Source organism: Deinococcus malanensis (genome assembly GCF_014647655.1).
Lineage (GTDB): Bacteria > Deinococcota > Deinococci > Deinococcales > Deinococcaceae > Deinococcus > Deinococcus malanensis.
This window is the reverse complement of record NZ_BMPP01000005.1, coordinates 259,988-281,264: the sequence shown is the minus strand read 5'-3', so window position 1 is coordinate 281,264 and position 21,277 is coordinate 259,988. Positions and strand designations below refer to the sequence as shown.

Annotated in this window: 23 protein-coding genes; 9 read left to right on the top strand and 14 right to left on the bottom strand. The window is 67.1% G+C overall.

Annotated elements, in window-relative coordinates:
• Positions 1-738: 738 nt before the first annotated feature.
• Complete coding sequence (gene pyrG, locus IEY49_RS08230) at positions 739-2,409, top strand: CTP synthase (RefSeq protein WP_189006536.1); 1,671 nt, start codon at positions 739-741, stop codon at positions 2,407-2,409.
• 380 nt (positions 2,410-2,789) lie between these two features.
• Here pyrG and IEY49_RS08225 read toward each other — a convergent pair whose 3' ends face one another.
• Entirely contained in the window at positions 2,790-3,620 is an 831-nt protein-coding gene (locus IEY49_RS08225) for a DNA-formamidopyrimidine glycosylase (RefSeq protein WP_189006534.1), read from the bottom strand.
• A gap of 144 nt (positions 3,621-3,764) precedes the next feature.
• On the opposite strand from IEY49_RS08225, the gene IEY49_RS08220 reads away from it, so the two are divergent.
• On the top strand, positions 3,765-4,325 hold the full coding sequence (locus IEY49_RS08220) for a pyroglutamyl-peptidase I (RefSeq protein WP_308424649.1): 561 nt from the start codon (positions 3,765-3,767) through the stop codon (positions 4,323-4,325).
• Between the two features lie 39 nt (positions 4,326-4,364).
• Here the strand turns inward: IEY49_RS08220 and IEY49_RS08215 are convergent, their stop codons facing one another.
• The 11 genes from IEY49_RS08215 to IEY49_RS08165 form a co-directional block, all read right to left on the bottom strand.
• Positions 4,365-4,640: a hypothetical protein gene (locus tag IEY49_RS08215; protein ID WP_229780696.1), complete on the bottom strand. Its 276-nt coding sequence runs from the start codon at positions 4,638-4,640 to the stop codon at positions 4,365-4,367.
• Positions 4,641-4,680: 40 nt separating this feature from the next.
• The gene (locus IEY49_RS08210) at positions 4,681-5,067 is read right to left on the bottom strand and encodes a hypothetical protein (RefSeq protein WP_189006531.1); all 387 of its coding nucleotides are present in this window, start codon (positions 5,065-5,067) and stop codon (positions 4,681-4,683) included.
• A complete protein-coding gene (locus IEY49_RS08205; RefSeq protein ID WP_189006529.1) occupies positions 5,064-5,603 on the bottom strand; it encodes a hypothetical protein in 540 nt (179 codons plus the stop codon). The genes IEY49_RS08210 and IEY49_RS08205 overlap by 4 nt, the downstream gene beginning before the upstream one ends.
• Positions 5,604-5,631: 28 nt before the next feature.
• Positions 5,632-8,478: a transglutaminaseTgpA domain-containing protein gene (locus IEY49_RS08200; protein ID WP_189006527.1), complete on the bottom strand. Its 2,847-nt coding sequence runs from the start codon at positions 8,476-8,478 to the stop codon at positions 5,632-5,634.
• A gap of 2 nt (positions 8,479-8,480) precedes the next feature.
• Positions 8,481-9,428, bottom strand: a complete 948-nt coding sequence (locus IEY49_RS08195) for an AAA family ATPase (protein ID WP_189006524.1) — start codon at positions 9,426-9,428, stop codon at positions 8,481-8,483.
• A gap of 23 nt (positions 9,429-9,451) precedes the next feature.
• Positions 9,452-9,784: a VanZ family protein gene (locus IEY49_RS08190; protein WP_189006521.1), complete on the bottom strand. Its 333-nt coding sequence runs from the start codon at positions 9,782-9,784 to the stop codon at positions 9,452-9,454.
• Positions 9,785-9,843: 59 nt separating this feature from the next.
• A complete protein-coding gene (gene mce / locus IEY49_RS08185) occupies positions 9,844-10,323 on the bottom strand; it encodes a methylmalonyl-CoA epimerase (RefSeq protein ID WP_189006518.1) in 480 nt (159 codons plus the stop codon).
• 49 nt (positions 10,324-10,372) lie between these two features.
• A complete protein-coding gene (locus IEY49_RS08180; RefSeq protein WP_189006515.1) occupies positions 10,373-10,852 on the bottom strand; it encodes a DUF4442 domain-containing protein in 480 nt (159 codons plus the stop codon).
• 47 nt (positions 10,853-10,899) lie between these two features.
• Entirely contained in the window at positions 10,900-11,463 is a 564-nt protein-coding gene (locus tag IEY49_RS08175) for a DUF402 domain-containing protein (protein ID WP_189006512.1), read from the bottom strand.
• A gap of 83 nt (positions 11,464-11,546) precedes the next feature.
• Positions 11,547-12,119, bottom strand: a complete 573-nt coding sequence (purN, locus tag IEY49_RS08170; protein ID WP_189006509.1) for a phosphoribosylglycinamide formyltransferase — start codon at positions 12,117-12,119, stop codon at positions 11,547-11,549.
• Positions 12,116-13,480, bottom strand: a complete 1,365-nt coding sequence (locus IEY49_RS08165; RefSeq protein ID WP_189006506.1) for a dipeptidase — start codon at positions 13,478-13,480, stop codon at positions 12,116-12,118. Before IEY49_RS08165 ends, purN begins: the two co-directional genes overlap by 4 nt.
• A gap of 131 nt (positions 13,481-13,611) precedes the next feature.
• On the opposite strand from IEY49_RS08165, the gene hspR reads away from it, so the two are divergent.
• The 3 genes from hspR to IEY49_RS08150 are packed head-to-tail and all read left to right on the top strand — an operon-like array spanning position 13,612 to position 15,628.
• A complete protein-coding gene (gene hspR / locus IEY49_RS08160) occupies positions 13,612-14,370 on the top strand; it encodes a heat shock protein transcriptional repressor HspR, fused homodimer type (RefSeq protein ID WP_189006503.1) in 759 nt (252 codons plus the stop codon).
• Positions 14,371-14,805 carry an NUDIX domain-containing protein gene (locus IEY49_RS08155; RefSeq protein ID WP_268239014.1) on the top strand — a complete coding sequence of 145 codons (435 nt, stop codon included), beginning with the start codon at positions 14,371-14,373 and terminating at the stop codon, positions 14,803-14,805.
• Entirely contained in the window at positions 14,798-15,628 is an 831-nt protein-coding gene (locus tag IEY49_RS08150; protein ID WP_189006500.1) for a metallophosphoesterase, read from the top strand. The genes IEY49_RS08155 and IEY49_RS08150 overlap by 8 nt, the downstream gene beginning before the upstream one ends.
• A 146-nt stretch (positions 15,629-15,774) precedes the next feature.
• Here IEY49_RS08150 and IEY49_RS08145 read toward each other — a convergent pair whose 3' ends face one another.
• Positions 15,775-16,077, bottom strand: a complete 303-nt coding sequence (locus IEY49_RS08145) for a hypothetical protein (RefSeq protein ID WP_189006497.1) — start codon at positions 16,075-16,077, stop codon at positions 15,775-15,777.
• Positions 16,078-16,193: 116 nt separating this feature from the next.
• Here IEY49_RS08145 and IEY49_RS08140 point away from each other — a divergent pair, with 116 nt between their 5' ends.
• The 4 genes from IEY49_RS08140 to IEY49_RS08125 all read left to right on the top strand — a co-directional run bounded on the left by IEY49_RS08140 (position 16,194) and on the right by IEY49_RS08125 (position 19,806).
• Positions 16,194-17,150: a LysR family transcriptional regulator gene (locus IEY49_RS08140; protein WP_189006494.1), complete on the top strand. Its 957-nt coding sequence runs from the start codon at positions 16,194-16,196 to the stop codon at positions 17,148-17,150.
• A gap of 125 nt (positions 17,151-17,275) precedes the next feature.
• Positions 17,276-18,751, top strand: a complete 1,476-nt coding sequence (gene cysS / locus IEY49_RS08135; protein WP_189006491.1) for a cysteine--tRNA ligase — start codon at positions 17,276-17,278, stop codon at positions 18,749-18,751.
• Between the two features lie 140 nt (positions 18,752-18,891).
• The gene (locus tag IEY49_RS08130; RefSeq protein WP_189006488.1) at positions 18,892-19,470 is read left to right on the top strand and encodes a YcjF family protein; all 579 of its coding nucleotides are present in this window, start codon (positions 18,892-18,894) and stop codon (positions 19,468-19,470) included.
• A 90-nt stretch (positions 19,471-19,560) separates the two neighbouring features.
• Positions 19,561-19,806, top strand: coding sequence for a hypothetical protein (locus IEY49_RS08125; protein WP_189006485.1), 246 nt, complete (start codon positions 19,561-19,563; stop codon positions 19,804-19,806).
• Between the two features lie 144 nt (positions 19,807-19,950).
• On the opposite strand, the gene mqnC is transcribed toward IEY49_RS08125, so the two are convergent.
• The gene (gene mqnC / locus IEY49_RS08120) at positions 19,951-21,129 is read right to left on the bottom strand and encodes a cyclic dehypoxanthinyl futalosine synthase (RefSeq protein WP_189006482.1); all 1,179 of its coding nucleotides are present in this window, start codon (positions 21,127-21,129) and stop codon (positions 19,951-19,953) included.
• Between the last annotated feature and the right edge of the window lie 148 nt (positions 21,130-21,277).

Here is a 21,277-nt window from a genome sequence, read left to right as displayed (position 1 = left end):
CTGGGCCTGGGGGCTGTTGGCCTGCTGTCCGCAGGCGGCGAGGAGCATGGTGGCAGAAAGCGTGATGGCGTGAAGTTTCTTGGTCTTCATGGTGTTCCCCCTGGTGCGTTGTGCAGTGCTTTGGTGTGACTCCAAGGTAGAAACAGGCACTCAAAAAAAAGTCAAAAATGGCGTTCTGGGATCTCCATGAAGTCTTTAAGCTGTTCACATCTGCTTGACCATGCGCCCACCACAGTGTTTTCGTCATGCTTTCGCCGAGCTGCCGAGTTGGCCTGAATGAGGAATGAGCCAAGGTGTGGCCGTTTCCTGTTCTCGCCAAGCCTTTCCATTGGCTCTCGTTTTGTCTGATCCTTTCCGGTGAGGCGTCCTGGCCTGAGCATCAGACGTCAGTGTTCAAGCCTGAAGACCGGGTGCTCTGATGCCTGGGGGTGGATGCAAGCACTCGATTCGTGAATTCCAGAACTGGTCTGGCAGCTGCGTGGCAGGATTGCCAGGAATTTCGGGCATCGGGCGCTACGACATTGCTGCGACGTTATGGAGAACCCTCCAGAGAAGACTCACAACTGGTGCAGCTTCCCTTCTGCGGTGAGGGCTGTCCTTCTCTTTCCTGGACAGCCTCTCTGTTCCCTGTCCGCGCAGCGTGCTAGCATCAAATCCCGGAGGCCGAGCGCCCCGGTTTTTCGTTTTATGCCCCCACACCTCAACCCGCACCCGGGGGGCAGGCGCTCGCGGTCAGACATGAAATACATCTTTGTAACGGGCGGCGTGGTCAGCAGCCTTGGAAAGGGCGTGGCCAGCGCCAGTCTGGGTGCCCTGCTGCGGGCGCGCGGCTATAAGGTCACGGCCGTCAAGATCGATCCCTATATCAACATCGACGCGGGCACCATGCGGCCCTACGAGCACGGCGAGGTCTTCGTCACGGCCTCGGGCGCCGAGACGGATCTGGACATCGGCAACTACGAGCGCTTTCTGGACCTGGACATTCCCGCGGGCAGCAACATCACCACCGGGCAGGTCTACCAGCAAGTCATCCGCAAGGAGCGCGCCGGGGACTACCTGTCTCAGACGGTGCAGGTCATTCCGCACGTCACCGACGAGATCAAGCACCGTATCCGTATGGCCGGTGAGACGGCTGGCGCCGAAATCGTCCTGATCGAGGTAGGCGGCACGGTCGGGGACATCGAGTCGCTGCCGTTCCTGGAAGCCATCCGGCAGTTCAAGTTCGACGAGGGCGACGAGAACGTGCTGTTCCTGCACCTCACCCTGGTGCCGTATCTGGGCACCAGCAACGAGTTCAAGACCAAGCCCACCCAGCACAGCGTGGCAACCCTGCGCAGCGTCGGCATCAGCCCTGACATCGTGATGGTGCGTAGCAAGACCAAGCTGCCGTCCGAGATCACCCGCAAGATCGCCCTCTTTACCAGCGTGCGCGAGAACCGCGTGTTCTCCAGTTACGACGTCAACCACGTCTACGAGGTACCGCTGACCCTGGAAGAGCAGGGGCTTGGGAAGGTCGTTGAGGACCTGCTGGGCCTCGAACGCACCATGCCCAACCTGGGCGTGTGGACCAATGCGGTCCGGACCATCAAGCAGCCCACCCGCGAGGTCACGATCGCCATTGCCGGCAAGTACACCGAAATGCCCGACGCCTACCTGTCGCTGATGGAATCACTGACCCACGCGGGCATTGCCAACGACGCGCGCGTGAACATCCGCTGGGTCAACGCTGAGGAGCTGGCCGATGGCGGCGAGGGCGCACTGGCCGCGCAGCTGGGCAACGCCGACGGCATTCTGGTGCCCGGGGGCTTCGGGATCCGCGGTATCGAGGGCAAGGTCAAGGCCGCCGAGTACGCCCGCACGCGCGGCGTGCCTTATCTGGGCATCTGCCTGGGCATGCAGATCGCGGTGATCGAGTACGCGCGTCACGTGGCGGGCCTGGACGGAGCCAACAGTGCCGAGTTCGACGAGTATGCCCCGCACAAAGTCATCGACCTGATGCCCGAGCAGCTGGAGGTCGCGGGCATGGGCGGCACCATGCGCCTGGGTGACTGGCCCATGGACCTGCGCGGCGGGACCACCATCGCCGAGCTGTACGGTGTGCCTCAGGGCGGCACGGTCAAGGAGCGCCACCGTCACCGTTACGAAGTCAACCCCGCCTACACCGGGCAGCTTCAGGACGCCGGACTGACCATCAGCGGCGTCACCCCCGGCGTGGCCGGACGCGGCGCCGGTCTGGTGGAAAGCGTGGAAATCGCTGGACATCCCTTCTTCGTGGCGCTGCAGGCCCATCCTGAGTTCAAGAGCCGGCCCATGCGCCCCAGCCCGCCATTTGCAGGTTTCGTGAAGGCGGCTCTGGGCGGTCAGAGCTCGGACCGGCAGGGCCACGAGACGACCACCGCCAGCGTCTGAGGCGAACAGAGCATGTCACCCCTGGGATTCTTCCCAGGGGTGTTTCTACGCAGCTGACCGGCATCCGCTGTCCCACAGGTGGAAGATCTGCAGTGGGCATGGACTCCTCCAGCCGCACCACATGGCCGTCCGGAAGCTGCACCCACGGCCGGGCACTTGCCGGGCTCCGGCCGGACTGTCCCGGGTCCAGCAGGGTCGCGTCATGCGTCACGTGCCGGGCTGCCACGTAGGGCAGTTCCTCCTGCAGCAGGCTGGGCAGCACCTGACTGCCCACCCAGGTCAGAGACAGGAGAAGCACCAGCGCGAACGCCATCTGGCTTCGTCGGTGGTTCCGCAGGTCCCGCGCCGTGGGCTTCACGCCCAACCTGGGTCGGCCATGCTCAGACCTTCGCCGCCCGCAGTTTCTGGCACTCGGGGCAAAAATGGGTGCCCCGCTGTCCCAGGACGATCTTCTCGATGGAGGTGCCGCAGCGCTCGCATGGCTGGCCGTCGCGGGCATAGGCACGGTGACTGAACTGGAACAGGCCGCTGACCCCGTCGTGCTGCTGGTAGGTGCCGTCACTCAGGGTGCTGCCGCCGGCTTCGACAGCTGCCGTCATCACATCGCGGATGGCCTGGTACAGCCGCCGCGCCTCGTCGGCCTTCAGGCGGGTCTGGGCCGGGTGAATGCGGGCCATCCACAGGCTCTCGTCGGCATAGATGTTGCCCACCCCACTGACCGGCTTCTGCGACAGCAGCCAGGGCTTCACGGCGCCGCAATGGGCTGCGGCCTTTACAAACTCCTGTTCACGGAACTCCTCGGACAGGGGCTCGGGGCCCATACCGGCCAGCGTGGGCATCGCGGCGTACTCGCCGGGGCGCACCACGGCCATCTTGCCGAAGCGGCGGGAGTCGTCGAAGTGGAGCGTGCCAGCGTCGGTGCTGAGCGTCACCCGGGTATGTTTACCCCCTTCCAGACGGAAGCCCCCGGTCATGCCCAGGTGCACGATCAGTTCCAGGTCGTGCGGGTCCTCGTCGGCGGCGTCGGCAGCCACAAGCTGCAGCATCAGATACTTGCCACGCCTGCTCAGGCCCCGGACACGCCGGCCCTCGGCGAGGTGCGTGTCGCGGTAGCGGTGCGGCGAATCATGTTCGACTCGCCGGATCACGCGGCCTTTGAGGAGGGGCTCGATTTTGCGGCGGGTGGTTTCCACTTCCGGCAGTTCCGGCATACGCCGAGCATAGCGGCCCGGCGATGGCCCAGACCGTAAGCGTAGACTCGGGCTCCTGCCCATGTTGCTTCTGACCGGTTTCGAGCCGTTTTATACGCCCCCAATCCCTCGGCTGAGACCGCGCAGGTCCTCGATGGCGAGCAGGTGGGGGACCTGCGCATCCACTCGGCCTTGTTGCTGGTCGAACCTCAGGCCTCCATGCAGGCCCTGAACCGGCTGATAAATCAGCTGCAGCCGGCCGGCGTGCTGCTCACGGGTCTGGCCGCCGGCCGCCCGCAGGTCACCCTGGAGCGGGCGGCCGTGAACATCATGGACTTCAGCATTCCCGACAACGCCGGTGGCCAGTACCAGGACACGCCGGTCTGCGCGGAGGAGGACGTGCCGGCCGCGTACCTCAGCAGCCTGCCGCTGCGGCCCATCCTGGCGGCCTGGCGCGAGGCTGGGATTCCCGGGCACATCAGCGACACCGCCGGACTGTACGTGTGCAATGTCGTGATGTATCACGCCCTGCACGAGTTGCGTCTCCCTGGGCGTCCTGAGGTGCCCTGTGACTTCCTGCATGTGCCGGCCAACTCATGGGTTGCCCTGAGCGTTCCCGGCGACCGGCCGCCTCTTCCCTATCTTTCGCAGGAAGAAATCACGCGGGCCGTGCAGCTGGCCGCGCAGACGATGGCACAGCCAGAGATGGTCACGGTGGCGGCATAACGCGGGCCGCTGCTGCCCTCAGCCTGAGTCTGCCCCACGCTACGGAAACGGAGCGCGGCCCGGTATCCAGCGGCCCTGTGCACCACCGGCCCAGTGCCAGTCTCCTTCAGCCGGGCGGCTTTCCAGTGCTGACCTCACGGCCCCGAGCGACACCCGCCGCGCGAAACGGGTACGGGCATGCCAGACGGCCAGCGCCCGTTCCGGCTGCCCGGGTCCCGCACCGCGGAGCGCCGCAGCAGCGCGGTTGACTGCCAGATCGAACAGGGCGGCCGGCACCTGACCCGCCGGATTCTCCCCCGCAGGATCGGGGGGCATCAGGAAGGGACGTTCCTCCGGCACGGCTCCCTTTCCGGGATCAGGCGCTGCGCACACGCGAGGCGTGCGCCGCGATGAGGCCGGCGGTCCACAGCAGCTCACGGTGATGTTCGAGCAGCAGATCGCGCACGGCCTTGCCATGTGGCAGTCGGGCACTCAACTGCACCTCACCCAGCACCGGCAGAACCTCCTGTTCCCACTCCGCCAGCCGTGTCAGGCCGGCGTCACCGGGCGGCACAGGGGTCCCGGCCACAGCCGCCAACTGGGTCCAGACCGACCGTTTACTGGACGTCAGACCAGCGACCAGCGCGGCCACCCGCGGCGGTGGCTGCCCATCCGCCAGGGCCAGCGCTGCCCGCACCGAGAAATGCGGGCCGTTCATGGCCGCGGCAAACAGCGGGGCCAGCTCGGAGCCGGTCAGCCTCATGAGGTAGGTTGTCCGCCCCGGACGCGGTGGATCACGAGTTCGAAGGTGTCGCCGCTGCGGGTCAGGCGGCCCTGCTCCAGCAGCCGCGCGGTCACAGCGCGGGCCTGCTCGTCGCTCAGCGGGCTGCTGCGGTTCAGGTCAGCCAGCGTGAAGCGGCCACCCAGACGGTGCGCGAGGCGCTCGACCATGCGCTCCTGGATATCAGGGCGCGGTCCGGTACTCAGCTGGCGCGCGAACAGACGCCACACCAGCACGGCGATCAGCAGGCCGACCAGCAGTTCCAGCGGCCACAGCCGTGCGGCCAGGGCCGGGTCGCCAACCTGCTGACCAAGCTCGCGCAGGGCAGTGCGGGCCGAGGCCAGCTGTTCCTGGCCCGCGCCGCTGGCTTCCAGACGCCGCAGGGCGCCGCGGGCGCGCAGGTACTGCATCACCCCGCCCAGATCACCGCGCACATAGGCGGCGCCATATGCGATCAGGGCCGCAGACAACCCTGCGACAGCCGGAAGAATCAGGCGGAGGACGTTCACGCCCTGCATGCTACGGCCTGAGGCAGCAAGAGGACCGTTACCTGCTCCCATTGCCTGAGCCTGGGCGGCGTCCAGGGCGAACCTGCCGGACAGCCAGCCGCAGGTCCTGCAGCGCCGCGGCCGGGTCACCTGCCGCATACCGCGCCGTGTGATAGGCGGCCCGCACCTCGCCAAGCTGCTCCCGGAGGTGCGGGTGCCTCGCGGCCGCGCGCTCCAGGTAAGCGGTGACGGTCTCGCCCGGAGCGCGCGGCACTCCCAGCCGCGCCCCCAGGTCATGCAGGGAACGTGCCGCCGGGTCCTTCGGGCGGGCCTGCGCGCGCTGCAGCAGGAAAGCGGGCACAAACGCCAGCGTCAGCAGCAGCGGAAGCACCACCAGATAAGGCACGCTGCCCACATCCCCCAGCCCGGCGCGGGTCAGCAGGTCGCGCTGCTGGGCACTGTCGTATCCGACCACCCATTCGTTCCAGCGGTTCTGAACAGCGTCGAGGCGCAGTCTGAGCTGCGCAGTCGGGCCTGGCTCGGCTGCCGTGGTGGCCTGAGGCTGCGTGAGGGCCGTGCTCAGGTTGGTGTTGACCCGCGCGGGGGCAACCACGGCGGTCGGGTCCACCCGCACCCAGCCCTGCTCCGGCAGCCAGACCTCGGTCCAGGCGTGGGCGTCCTGCTGGCGCACGATCATGTACCCGCCATCGGGGTTGATTTCGCCGCCCAGGTAGCCGCCCACGATCCGCGCCGGCAGGCCGGCGGCGCGCATCAGGAAGGCAAAGGAACTGGCGTAATGCTCACAAAAGCCCGTGCGGCTGCCGAACAGAAAGGCGTCCACCCGGTTCGCTTCCGGCAGCGTGGGCGGCGAGAGGGTATAGGTAAAGCCGCCCCGGCGCAGATAGTTCAGCGCCGCCTCGATGCGCCGCTGCGGGGGCAGAGTCTGCCAGCCCTGGGCCAGCGCCCGGGCCCGTGGGCTCTGGCCTTCCGGCAGGATCAGGTCAAACGACAGCCGCTCGCGGTGCTCCGAAACGCCCAGCCGGGCCGGCCGACTTTCCAGCAGATAGCGCCGCCGTGTTCCCGAGGGCCGGAAGGTCGCCGCCTGGAACGCACTGGTCAGCACAGCCCCCTGCGGCGCCCGGGTAGGCGCGTCCAGGGCCAGCAGCCAGGGGGAGCCGTTGGGCTCCAGCGTCAGGCTGTAGATCCAGACCGGGCCGGTCGGTTCCAGGCTGGGAGGCGGGCCCGGCACCCGCACCTGGGTCCAGCTGACGCCGTCGTAGGCCTCGAACACCGGGCCACGCCAGTAGCGGTTTTCAGGTGAAGGCACCTCGCCCTGGAAATCGGCGCGGAAAGCCACTCGGTCGTCCTGGGCCAGGGCACTGAATTCCCCGGCCGTGATCTGGTTGGCCAGTCCGGTCTGGGCCGGCCCTTGCAGGGGCAGGGTCCACAGCGGCCCGTCGGGGCGGGGAAACAGCACGAACAGGGTGACGGCGACGGGCGCGGCCAGCCCCAGCAGCCGCAACGCTGGGCGCAGGGAAAGAGCCTTGGGAAGAGGCGCGACCCACAGGGCCGCGGCCGAAAGCAGCGCCGCCACGCTGAGCAGGGAATGAAGTGCCGTGAGCGGTCCCTGGTCATGGAAAAAATGCGTCGCCGTGATGAACAGCCCCAGCAGCACCAGCAGCCGGCCGTCCCGTGGGGTGCGGGTCTCCAGGCTTTTCAGGGCCACCAGCATCGCCAGGATGGCTGTGCCGCCGTCCCGCCCCAGCAGGGTGCCGTACTGAGCGTTGAGCGCCACGCCCCCCAGACCGGCCAGCAATCCCAGCAGCCACGCTGGCGCCGGCGGCAGGGCACGCCGCGTGCGGACAGCTGCATACGTCAGCAGCGCGAAGGTCAGCACACTGGCCCATACCGGTACACGCAGGACCAGCGGCAACAGAGCCACCCCCAGGGCCAGCAGCGTGGCGCGCAGGGCCACCCCATCGGGCCGCGCGGGCTTGAGGGACGAACGGGCCACCTCAGGCGGTTGCGGCAGGGGCGTGTGGCGGGCCAGGGCGGTCTGGGCAGCCCGGACGTGGGCCTCCCCACTGCCTGACGGCAGGTGCACCCCGGGCAGTTCCAGCGAGAACGGGGTGCCCTCGGTCCGGAGCGTCTCTATCCAGGCGGCCAGACGTGAGAGCCGGGCCTCGGTCTCTCCGGCGGTATCGGTCCAGGCGAGATGGCGAACTACTCCCAGTGGAGCGTCTGTTTCCCGGGTCAGCAGTTGCCCGGTGCGCGCCGCGTGACGCCAGGAGATCTGCCGGGGCGAGTCTCCCGCCGCGTAGGGGCGCAGTCCGGAAAAATCTTCCCGACCGGGCTGCCGCCGCTGTCCTTCTCCCGCACCGGCACCGTGACGCAGTGGGGGCGGCGCGCCCGATTCCGGGGCCGGAAAGACCGTGACCGGACCTGAAACCTCCATGGGGCCACGCAGTTCCCACAGCCCCAGGGGATCGAGCACAGCAACCTGCACCGAGGCCAGGGTCAGCAGACCACGGGCACGCACCGGCATTTCCAGTAACGTGCGCGCAGTTTCGCCGGGGGGCACACGCAGGGTCACACAGGTCATGTCCCCGGCTTCACTCCGCAGCTGGACGCTCAGCAGGCCGGCGGGGCCTGAAGTCTGGGCCCTGACCTGAAAGGGCGCGGAGTGCCCGGCCGAAACATGAGACGGCGCGTCCAGGTGAAGCACCAGCCCGCGCGCCACCCGGTTCAAAGGCGCGGCCGTCATGATCCACACGCCGCTGAGCAGAAAGGTCAGGCCGTACCCCAGGCTGAGGCCATAGTTCACGCAGCCGATCAGGGTCAGCACGACCAGCAGCAGAAACCCCAGCCCGAAGCGGGTCGGACGCAGCGACAGTCGGGGCGACATGCTCAGGGAATAGGCGTGTCGGCCAGCACGCGGGTCAGCAGGTCCCCAACCGACTGCGAAGGATCACGTGGGGGCAGGCGGTGGGCCGCCAGTGACGGAAACACGGCCTGAACGTCTTCTGGCAGAACCATGTCGCGGCCCGCGAGGTACGCCCAGGCCCTCGCGGCGGCCAGGAGCGCCAGCAGGGCCCGCGGACTCAGGCCGGCCTCGAAGGCCGGATGCTCGCGGGTGGCGCGGGCCAGCAACTGGAGGTAGTCCAGCAGTGGCGCGGCAGCGTGCACCGCGTCCACTTCCCGCTGCATGGCGGTCAGCAGCGGGGCATTCAGCACGGGCGGCAGGTCCCGGACGGTCTGGCTGCGCCCGCCGGTCTCCAGCAGGTCACGCTCGGCCCTCGGGTCCGGATAGCCCAGCGTGACCGTCAGCAGAAAGCGGTCCAGTTGCGCTTCCGGCAGAGGCGAGGTCCCCACAAAAGCAGCCGGGTTCTGCGTAGCAATAACGAAAAAGGGATCGGGCAGGGGGCGGGTCACGCCGCCTTCACTGACCTGCCGCTCCTCCATGGCTTCCAGCAGGGCCCCCTGGGTGCGCGGGGTGGCGCGGTTGATCTCATCGGCCAGCAGCACCTCGCTGAACACGGGGCCCGGCTGGAAGCGGAAGGTGGCCGCGCCCGCGTCCCAGATACTCACGCCCAGCAGATCGGCGGGCAAGAGGTCTGCCGTGAACTGGACACGGCGGAAATGCAGTCCACAGGTACGGGCCAGGGCCTGGGCCAGGGTGGTCTTCCCCACGCCAGGCTGGTCCTCGATCAGCAGGTGCCCGCGCGCCAGCAGGCAGGTCATGGCCAGCCGCACCTGGCCTGCCTTGCCCAGAATGACCCGGTCAAGCTGGTCCAGGGACGCCTGCAGGGCGGCGCGCGACGTGCCGGGGGCTGGGGGGGAGACGAGGCGGGTCATGGCCCTTCAGCCTAACGGGTACTCTATGACAGATCGGCAACAGGCCCACGGTCTTCAGGATTTCTCTGGCCTGCCTTGCGCCGGACGGCCAGCCGCACGCCCAGCCAGGCGCCCAGGAGATCAAACAGCCAGTCGGTGACGCCGGCGTCGCGTCCAGGCACAAAAGCCTGATGCACCTCATCGAAGGCACCAAACCACACCGCCATCAGAAAGGCGGCAGTGCGGCTGGCGGTGGCCCGGCCCAGCGAGAACGCCAGGGCCAGATAGGCCAGAAAGTGCGCGATCCAGTCAAGCGGATGGCGCAGGTCTGGTCCAAGAGTCTCCGGCTGACTGCTCAGCCACCAGATCGCGGCCATGATCAGCAGTGAAGGCAGCCACCATCCGGGGCGGGGCTTCCGGTGCCGGGGACCGGCCGTCAATGCCGGCTCACTTCCTGTTCATTGCCCTGAGCGCCGTCCTGCCGGGCCACCAGCCCATGAAGCGGTCCACCTTCGGGATGCTGTACCAGTTCAATCAGGGTGCCCTGACCCCACTTGGGATGCAGGAAAGCCACCCGTGTCCCGGCGCGGCCGGGGGTGGGTTCCGGGTTCAGAAAACGGGCGCCCTCCGCCTGCAGGCGGGTCATCTCAGCTTCCAGGTCCGCGACGCGGTAGGCCGTGTGGTGCATTCCAGCGCCCTTTTTCTCCAGAAAGGCGGCGATGGGGCTGTCGGGCCGGGTGGGCATCAGCAGTTCAATCAGCGTGTCGCCGACCTGAAAGGCGCGCACGCGCACCCCCTGGGTGCTGACCTCCTCGTCAGGGCCTTCCCGGTGCAGCCCCAGGGCGAGGTAGGGAGCAGAACCCACATCCAGATCGGGCGTGGCGATCGCCACGTGGTCGAGCATCAGCGCACTCATGTACCTCAGCGTACGCCCCGGAGACGCCTGACGCGTGAAGTCGCCCCCCTCAGCCCTGGGCCGGCCGGGCCCGCAGGTACCAGTGCGCCACCGCACGCATCACTTCCTTGTTCTCGCCGTCCGTGACGCTGACCTGTAGCGCCAACCGGGCCCTGCCTTCCTGGGCATAACTGGCGTGAGCGGCAGGCAGGTCCGCCAGTTCAATCTCGGCGCGCGCCTGAACGTCGCCCACGGCGCGGCTCACGTAATGCGTCTCCAGCCGCTCGATCAGCGGCACGGCCTGGGTCAGCTGCGCCACGAAGGCGCCGGCAAAGGCTGCGCCACTGACCGCCTCGGCCAGCAGGAACTGCGCGCCGGCATGGATGGTGCCCAGGTGGTTGCGAAAAGGCGCCGTATCCGGACACTCACCGGTGGCCCAGCCCACTCCGACATCGGTAATGCGCACCCCGACCGTGGCGTTCATGGGAATGGCATGCAGGGCAGCCTTCACGGCGTCCACAGCGGGGGCAGGCAGGGTACGCGCAGTCATGGGTGCAGTGTGGCGAATTTTTAGACCGGGTTCAAGTGAGAGGCTGCTCAGGTGTACGGGTCTTCCAGATAGCGTCGCAGCACCGCCAGAGGCGGGTAGGTGCCGGCGCACAGGGCAGACTCCACCGCACGGGCATGCGCCCAGGTGGCTTCAGCCTGCGCGGCCGTCATCCGCCCATCCCGCACCGCGTCTTCCAGCTCATCACCATCGATGATGTGCGTTTCCGTGACACGTCCCGGACATTCGGGCCCAACCACCCAGTTGCCGATGACGTCCAGATACAGGTCATCGATCCAGGGCAGGCCGTCCTCGCCCACGCCTTCGCCACCATGCACGTCGACGTACAGCTGCCGGGGGAGGCCGTCCCCGTCGAGCTGGGCAGTCAGGGCGTCACCCATGACCCCGCCGCCACTGCCAGTAGGATGCACACGAACCCAGCGGTAGCCGTGGTCCAGCACCCGGATCACCCGGCCCCCGAACGGCACGTCCAGCGGACGCACGACCTCGTGCGCCGTGTAATCGACAATCACATGACCGGGCAGGTGGAGCACCAGCTGTTCGTGCCGCGCCGACCGGCTCCAGGCGCGCAGATCATGGACCTTGCGTTTCATACCGGTCAGCATAGGACCGATGAGGACAGCAGGTGCGTGCCGCCGCAGAGCCGAAGTCTGCGGCGGCACGCTCCACGCGCTTTTCAGGCCAGCTGTTTCAGTGCCCGCAGCATCAGGCCACCTTCCACGGCCTGCACCCGGGCCTTGAGGGTTTCCAGTGTATCGCCCGGCACAACCGGCACTCTGGTCTGGGCCAGCACTGGCCCCTCGTCAATGCCCGATGTCACCAGATGAACGGTCGCGCCGCTTTCGGTGTCGCCGCTGGCCAGCACCGCCTCGTGTACGCGGTCGCCGTACATGCCCCGGCCCCCGTGGCGGGGCAGCAGGCTGGGGTGGATATTCACCGTGCGCCCGGCGTAGTGCGAGAGCAGCCGCGGTCCAAGCTCACGCATGTACCCGCTGAGGACCAGCGTGTCCACCCGCGCCTGCGTGAAGAAGTCCAGCATGGCGGAGTCCAGCATGTTGGGGTCCGGCAGCTTTGCGCTGCTCAGGTGCACCGAGGCCAGCCCGGCTTCGTGCGCCCAGGCCAGTGCAGGCGAGCGGCTGTTGTTGCTGAGCAGGGCCACCGGCGTGGCGCTGAGCTCACCAGACACGCAGGCCGCCGTGATGTGCCGCGCGGCGCTGCCACCGTGCGAGGCCAGGAACCCGAGCCTCACGAGGACCGGGCGAGTTCCTGCAGCAGGTAGGCGCTGGTCAGGATGCCGTTATGGTAGTCCTGCAGGGCGAAGCTCTCGTTGGGGCTGTGGGGGGCGTCCTCATTCAGCCCGAAGTCCACGAACAGCACCTCGGTCTGCAGGATGTCGCTGAACGCCGCCACAATCGGAATGCTGCCGCCGGTACGGGCAAACACGGCTTCCCGACCGTACACCCGGTGCAGGGCACGGTTGGCTGCCTGGATGGCCGGGCTGTCGGTCTTGAACTTGACTGGCTGCCCACCGTGGTGCCCGCGCACCTCGGCTTTGACACCCGCCGGGGCGATCTGGGGCACGTACTCGGTGATCAGCTGGGTAATGCGGTCGGGGTCCTGCCCCGGCACCAGACGCATGCTGACCTTGGCGCCGGCCTTGGCAGCAATGACGGTCTTGCTGCCCTCGCCCTGGTACCCGCCCCAGATGCCGTTGACGTCCAGCGTCGGCCGGCCCCAGATGCGCTCCAGCACGCTGTATCCGGCCTCCCCCGGAAGCGCCGGAACACCGATGGACGCCGCAAACTCCTCGTCGCTGTGCGGCAGGGAGGCCCACATGGCCCGCTCCTGCTCGGTCAGTTCCTCGATGCCGTCGTAGAAGCCGGGAATGGTAATGCGGCCCCGGTCATCCTTCAGTTTTGCGATGATCTCGCACAGCGCGTTGATAGGGTTGGGCGCCGCGCCGCCGTAGCTGCCGCTATGCAGGTCGCGGTTGGCGCCCTGCACGTGGATCTCCACGTAGCTCAGGCCACGCACGCCGTAGGTGATGGTGGGCACGTCCGGGGCAAACCGGCTGCCGTCGCTGACCACGATCACGTCGGCCTTCAGTTTGTCCCTGTGGGCCTGCAGGTAGGGAATGATGCTGGGACTGCCGATCTCCTCCTCACCCTCGAGCAGGAACTTCACGTTGACCGGCAGTTCACCCTGCGAAAGCAGCAGTTCGACGCCCTTGACATGCGCAAAGGCCTGTCCCTTGTCGTCGGTGCTGCCGCGCGCGTAGATGCGCCCTTCGCGCACGGAAGGCTCGAACGGCGGCGTGAGCCACTCTTCCAGGGGCGCTTCGGGCTGGACATCATAGTGACCGTAGATCAGCACGGTGGGCTGGGCCGGGTCGGTCAGGCGCTCGGCATACACGATGGGATGCTTGGGTGTCTGGTCCACTCGGGCGGTGAAGCCCATACCCGAGAGCTTGCGCCGCAGCCATTCGGCGGCTCTCGCGACCTCGGCCTGGTAGGCAGGGTCGGCGCTGACGCTGGGAATGCGCAGCAGGTCGAACAGTTCCTCCTGCGCCTGCTCACGGTTCAGAAGGGACGACAGATCTGGGCTGGTCATGGGCCCGATGATACGGTGAGCCGCCTCACCCCTGTCCGGACCGGCTGGCCTGCGTGGTGCAGCGTCCACGCGTCACATTCACGCGGGTATTCGGGTCAGAAACCTTGCTTCAGGTATACTCAAGTCAACTTATGGCCTCTGATCCCAAGCATCGTCCGGTGTACGTCATCTCGGTGGCGGCCGAACTGGTGGATATGCATCCCCAGACGCTGCGCCTGTACGAACGCAAGGGCCTGATCCGCCCCGGGCGGAGCAACGGTAAGACGCGGCTGTACAGCGAGCGCGACATCGACCACCTGCGTGAGATCCGCCGCCTGACCCAGGAACTCGGCGTCAATCTCGCTGGTGTCGAAGAGGTTATGCGCCTGCAACACGAGCTCGACGACCTGCAGGGCGAGTTCGAGGCCGAAATCGAGCGCATCGAGGGCGAGCTTCGTGAACAGCAGTCACGCCCCAAGGCCCTGCCTGCCCCCAATGGCCAGCTTGATCCCAAAGACCGCCCGGTGTATGTCATCTCGATTGCCGCCGAGCTGGTGGACATGCACCCGCAGACGCTGCGCCTCTACGAGCGCAAGCAGCTGATCCGCCCCGGGCGCAGCAGCGGCAAGACGCGGCTGTACAGCGAGCGCGACATCGACCACCTGCGTGAGATCCGCCGCCTGACCCAGGAACTCGGCGTCAATCTCGCCGGGGTCGAAGAAATCATGCGCCTCCGCCACGAGCTCGACGGGGCCAAGTCCAGCCTGGAAGGCAATGTGCGCCGCCTGCAGGAGGACATCACCGACCGCATGACGCGCTGGCGCACGCTGCCTTCCGGGTCGGAGGAAGATCAGGGCCAGCCGGGTGAGGATCAGCCTGCAGCCGCTGGTGAAATCAGCAAAGGACGCTGAGTGCCGCAGCTGGCCCTGCGGGTCGGTGCTGGCGTCGCGGTCGTGTCTGCGGGGCAACTGCTGCTGGTCCGCCGCAAGGACAATGGCTGCTGGGACCTGCCCGGGGGCGCAGTAAACCCCGGCGAACGGGTCGAGGCGGCCGCCTGCCGGGAGCTGTCTGAAGAGACCGGACTTCAGCTGGACGTGAAGAACGTTACACTGCTGGGCGTGTTCAGTGGCCCCGAGCATCAGCACACCTATCCGGACAGCAACACCGTGGACTGGGTGACGGTGGTGTACCAGGCAACTCTGGTCAGGACCAGCGAACTCCAGGCTGGAGATGACGCAGCCGAGGCAAGGTTCTGGCCGCTGGGTGATCTGCCGCAGCCCCTCTCGGCAGCGACGCCCTTCTACCTCCAGACCCTGTTTCGTACCCCGGGAGCCGGCCTTGAGTGAGCTGTGGGTGGTTGGAGATGTCCACGGCGCGTACGACAAGCTGCGCTACATGCTGCGGGCCGCTGGCCTGATCGACGCTGAGGGCAGCTGGACCGGACGTGACGCCCACCTGGTGTTTCTGGGCGACTACCTCGACCGTGGTCCGGACGGCGCCGGAGTGGTCCACCTTGTGCGGGCGCTCGAAGCCCAGGCGCCGCAGGACGGGGGCCGGGTCACGGCGCTGCTGGGCAACCACGAGGTGATGTTTCTGGCGGCCATGCGCTTCCGGGCGCAGGACCCCCGTGACCGCCTGGGCTTTTACGAGTACTGGGCCCAGAACGGCGGTCTTGAGCGTGACGCGAATGGACTGGACGCCGACGATCTGAACTGGCTGTCGGCGCGGCCGGTGCTGGGCCGTGCGGGGCCCTGGCTGCTGATGCATGCCGACAGCCGGATGTACCTGCGGCTGGGTGGCGCGGTCGAGCCGGTCAACGCCCGGGTGGCCTCGCTGCTGTCAGAGCTGGACGCGGACGCCTGGGGCGAATTCCTGAATGCTTTCGCCGAGCGTCATGCCTTTGTGCTCACCGGCGGCGAGGAGGTGGCGGCCCAGACCCTGCGCACCTTCGGGGCGCTGAGGCTGGTGCACGGTCATACTCCGGTCTATGTCCTGCGCGACGAGCACCTGTACGGCCCGGCGCGCGGTGCAGGCACGCCGCTGCTCTACGCGGGCAAACAGGCGCTGGCCATGGACAGTGGAATGGCCTATTACGAAGAGGCGGGATTCATCGCCCGTCTGGGTGCCCATGGGCTCGGTGAAGTGGTGTCGGTCGACGAACGGGTCTGACATAGGTATGCCGCTATCCGGGCAGGAGTGCGCTCCTCCCGTGAATTTCGTTCCAACCGGCGTCTGACGCGGTCATTCGCGCCTTTCGCCCCACAGCAGTCGAGAGTTTCCACCTTATACCTGCTGTAGTGATAGCTGTCAGGCCTTCACTCCGGGCGACGTGCCCGCACCGGACCCAGCACCTGATACCCGCCGCGGCGCAACTCGGCGCACAGATCGTTCTCGTCCAGGTAGGGGCATAAGGGGCGGACCTCCAGGGTCAGGTCTCCCAGCCGGGCCACCGGCCATGCCCGTACTTCCCAGTCCTGAAGCTGAGGCGCGGTGAGGGTGCCCTGCGGGGTTGAGACTTCCATAACCCAGGTTCCGAACAACCGTTCGTCACGCTGCGCGGCCTGCTCAGCGCGGGCCAGGGAGGGGTGGGAAGTGCGGGCCGGCTGGAAGGTGGTCATGGCTTCACAGTGCGCCCTCGCAGGCTCGGTAGGACATCGGTACGGGGCGGCTCAGCGTCCAGCCTGTATCGGCTTTGCCGATGGGGAGGCTGCAGCGACCAGCCTAGAATGTGCTCATGACACGCCGCACTCCTCACGCTCAGCCCACGCTGTCGCAGCTGCGCGCCCTGCTGGCGGTGGCCGATGCGGGCGGGTTTTCGGAAGCGGCGGCTGACCTGGGGGTGTCGCAGTCCAGCCTCAGCGAGGCGGTCGGCAAGCTGGAGGATCTGGTCGGGCGCCCCCTGCTGCGGCGCGGACCGTCCGGCACGCATCCGACCCCAGCAGGTGAGCGGGTGCTGCTGCACGCCCGCTCGGCCGTACAGGCAGCGACAGATGCCGTCCTGGCGGCGCAGGACGACGGTGCGCTCAGCGGAAGGCTGCGGGTCGCGTCATACCGCTCGGCAGCCACGCATCTGCTGCCAGCAGCCCTGGCGGCCTTCCGGGATCTTCACCCGGGGGTGAGCGTCAGCCTGATCGATTCGGAGAGTGAGTCGTGTGGAGGCGGCACCCGCGCGGTGCTCTCCGGGCACTCGGACGCGGCCGTGGTCGTGGAGGACGAGTCAACCGAACTGCACCTGACGCCTCTGGCCCAGGACGAGTACCTGTTCGTGGCGCCAGCCTCGCGCGGGACCCATGGGGTCACCCTCTCCGAACTGAGCACGCAGGCGCTGTATCTGCCTCCGGAGCGTGATTCGTGCCACCTTCGGGTGCTGCGCTACCTGGCCAGCCAAGGCGTCAGCACGGCCGGGGTCTTTCCCATTACCCAGGACAGCGTGACGCTGGGCCTGGTCAGCCATGGGCTGGGCGTGACCGTCATGCCGCGCCTGGCGCTGCTGCCTCTTCCACCAGGACTGGTGGCCCTGCCTCTGCCGCAGCCGCTGATGCGCCCCCTGGCCCTGGGAGTGTTGCCTCACCGCGCGGGCCTGCCGATCATTCGGGCGTTTACCGCCACGCTGGTGGCTTCACTGCGCTCCCGGGCGATCACGCGTCCGGAGCTGCCCGCTCAGCCCCTCAGCGGCCCTCTGCTACACTAGCGGCCATGACAGCCCTGTGTTGCCCCTCAACGCGGTAAGCAACGCTTCCTCGCTGCGCCGCGCCCTTTCCCCTGTGGACATGGCGCGGCTTTTTTATTGCCCTTTCCCTCTGCCCAAGGAGCGCCATGATTCCCCGTCCCGAATCCCGTGAGCCGGACCCGAACATCTTTCTGTACGACACCCTGCAGCGCCAGAAGGTGCGCTTCTCGCCGACCACACCCGGTCGCGTGGGCATGTACCTGTGCGGTCCCACGGTGTACTCCGACGCCCATCTGGGCCACGCCAAGAAGGAAGTCGCCTTCGACGTGATCCGCCGGGCCTTTCTGCACCTGGGGTATCAGGTGCGCTACGTGGCCAACATCACGGACGTCGGCCACCTGCAGAACGACGCGGACGAGGGCGAGGACAAGATCGCCAAACGCGCGGCGCTCGAGCAGCTTGAGCCCATGGAGGTGGCCGACAAGTACTTCTGGTCCTTTGTGCGTGACATGGAAGCGCTGAATATTCTCAAGCCCAGCATCAACCCGCGCGCGACCGGCCACATTACCGAGCAGATCCGGCTGATCGAGGAGCTGATCGAACGCGGCCATGCCTACGAGTCGCAGGGCAGCGTGTATTTCGATGTGCGCAGCTGGCCGGAGTACGGCAAGCTGTCGGGCAGGAGACTTGACGAGCAGGAGGAAGGTACGCGCGAGGCCGTGCGCGAGGAGAAGCGCGACCCACGTGACTTTGCCCTGTGGAAGCGCGCCGAGGCGGGCCACATCATGCGCTGGGAGTCGCCCTGGGGTGTGGGCTTTCCCGGCTGGCATATCGAGTGCAGCGCCATGAGCCTCAAGTATCTGGGCGAGGGCTTCGACATTCACGGCGGTGGTCTGGACCTGCAGTTCCCGCACCACGAGGCTGAGATTGCCCAGAGCGAGGCGGCCGGGCACGCGTTCGCGCGCTACTGGATGCACAACAACATGCTGACCATCGGCGGCGAGAAGATGTCCAAGTCCAAGGGCAACTTCACGACCATTGCCGATCTGCTGGGGGAGCATGACCCCATGGTGGTGCGCTTTCTGCTGGTGGGCAGCCACTACCGCTCGGTGACCGAGTTCAGCGAGGAAGCCTTCGAGTCGGCCAGGAACGGCTACCGCCGCCTGACCGAGACCCTGCACGAGGTCGGCCGCCGCCTGCAGGGCGCCCCGGCTGGAGCCACCGAGGCCCTCGACGCCCGCGTGCACGCGCATATCCAGGCCTTCGAGGACGCGCTGCGCGACGACTTCAACACCCCCAAAGCGGTAGCGGCGCTGTTCGGTCTGACCGGCGACGTCAACGGGGCGCTGGCAGCCGGACCGGTCGGCCAGGACACCCTGAAACGCGTTCAGGACGCCTACTTTGCGCTGGGCGGCGGAGTCCTGGGCCTGTTCCATGCCTCCGCCAGCGAGCGTCAGGACGACACCCAGGTGGTGGATACCCTGATGGAGCTGGTCCTCAAGGCGCGCCAGCACTACCGCCTGAGCAAGCAATACGCCCAGGCCGACGAACTGCGGGATACCCTGGCGCGGGTCGGCGTGACGGTCGAAGACACCAAGGACGGCGTGCGCTGGAAACGCTGAGCTCCGCCGGGTCCTCCAACTCTCCGACTTCGTGAGACGCGTCCAGCCGGGCGCGTTTCCCCTTTTCAGGTGCCGGAGAAGGTAACCCCGCATTCACGTCCGCCTCACGCGCGCGTCCGGAGGGCAGGTACACTCGCCTCATGTTGCCGCCGCTGGTCAAGCAAGTGATGGATAACTTTAATTTCGACGTGGACCCGGAACTCAGCCTGGAAGAGAACGTTGAGGAAGTCATCAAGAGTGCCGCCCTGCTGTCGGGTGCCATTGCCGTCGAGCCGATTCCTTTTGCCGACATGCTGCTGATTACCCCGGTGCAGGCCAAGATGGTGCTGCATATCGGCAAGATCTATGGCTTTGACATCACGCCAGAGCGGGCCTCGGACATTGCACGTGAACTTGGAGTGACCTTCGCCTACGGTCTGGCGGCGCGACAGGTCATGCGCGGGCTGGCCAAAATGGCCCTGCCGGTCATCGGCGGTCTGATCACCGCCCCGGCGGTGTACGGCTGGACGTTTGCCCTGGGCCACATGGCGCAAAACTATTTCGAGCGCCGTCGCGAAGGGCTGCCGCCGGTCTCGCGCGTGGAGCAGGTCAAGGTCATCCAGGAGGCCAAAAACCAGAGCCGCCGGGTGCTGCCCAATGCTCAGGATTTCAGCGACCTGGCCAGCGAACTGCGCCGCCGCGCCGACGAAAAAAGCCGCAGCAACGATCAGTCGCGCTGACGGTTGCGGATTACCAATCACGGGACGGTTCCCAAGCCATTCATCAATTTGGCGGATGTGCCCGTCAGGCTCCGGGCCTATGCTGCGGTCATGAACGTCATCCGTCATTTCAGCGACACGCGGACGAACACAGGCCGCGTGAGATTTCTCGTGCAGTTTGGCCGCGTGCGTCTGGTGGTAGAAGGCGAGGGCTGGCAGCATCACAGCACCCACAGCAGCCTTCAGGACGCGGCGACCTTTCTGGCTGCCGTGCCCAGGCTTGATCATCAACTGTACGAGCGGGCCCTGTGCGACCTGGAGCAGGCGCTGCTCTTCGAACAGCATTACGCTGCATAAATAGCAGGCGGGACGGGAGCCAAGCCCGTCCCGCTTTTCTGCTGATCGCCTGCTGCCTGAAGCTGGAGGGTCTTGGTGGCTCCACTGTGCTCGGCAGGATCTACTCTTTCCAGTCAGAAAGAGAGCATCTGTTCGGCGGCGGCTCTAGACCGCGCCCACCGCGCGTTCAGCCTCTGGATTGGCTGCCGTGCGCTGCAGGTAAGCCTCCACGTCCGGGCGCTCGATGATCTCAAAGCGGCTGTTGCGGATCACTGGGATAAATCCCGCGTCCACGGCACTACGGATCAGCTCGCGCACTGTGGCGCTGTGGCGGTCGTGGCCCGCGGCGGCCGAAACGACATTCTCCTCCAGCATGGTGCTGCCCAGGTCGTTGGCGCCGTAGTACAGAGCAGCCTGGGCGACCTTGAAGCCCTGGGCCGGCCACGAGGCCTGGATGTTCGGCACGTTGTCCAGCGCGATGCGGGCAATGGCCAGTTGCTGCAGGTACTCGTGCGCGGTGGCGCCTGGCGCCTTGCCATGCAGGCGGGTGTGTTCGGTCTGCAGGGTCCACATGGCGAAGCCGGAAAACCCGTTGCCAGCGTAGCTGGCGTTCGCGTGGTCCTGCTGCTCACGGATCTTGAGCAGGTGTGCGGTGCGCTGGGCGTAGGTCTCACCGAAGCCGATCACCATGGTGGAAATGGTGTACAGCCCCTTGCGCTGCGCCGCGTCGATAATCCGGAACCAGTCGTCGCTGCGGATACGCGCGGGCGCCGCCCTGGCCCGCACGTCGTCCTCCAGAATCTCTCCGCCCGCACCGGGAAGACCGTCCAGACCCGCTCCGATCAGGGTATCAAGCAGATCATCCAGGCTCAGGCCGAAGGTCTTTTCCATGAACAGTACTTCTTCGGGCGAAAAGGCGTCGATGCGAATGGTCGGGTGGTTTGCCTTGACGTGCCGCAGCAGGCCAATGTAGTAGTCCAGTCCGAGTTCCGGGTTGACGCCCCCCTGCAGCAGGATGCGCGTTCCCCCGACCTCTTCGAGCTCACGGATCTTGTGGCTGATCTGCCCATGGTCAAGCGTGTAGCTGTCGCCCTGGCGGCGCGTGCGGTAGAACGCGCAGAAGTTGCAGCCCACGTTGCAGATGTTGGTGTAGTTGATGTTCCGGTCGATCAGGAACGACACCAGCTGCGGGTCACGGCGCTGCAGGCGCAGGCCGTGCGCCACGGCCGCCACGTCCGGCAGCGGCAGATGGTACAGCGCCTCGATCTCGGCGGCATTCAGGCGCTCACCCCGGGCGGCCTTGTCCAGAACCCCGGTGTGGACGCTGAGAGCGGAAGCGGTCATACCGCCACGCTAGCACCCGCCGGGGGCGTAATTCGTCCCGGCAGCCACCTTCCCGGCGCGCCGATTGCCTACGGGACGTGGCGGACCAGCGCGCCCCGGGCGCGTATGATGCGCCTCATGACTCGGGTGGGGCCTGGAAGCGGTTCCA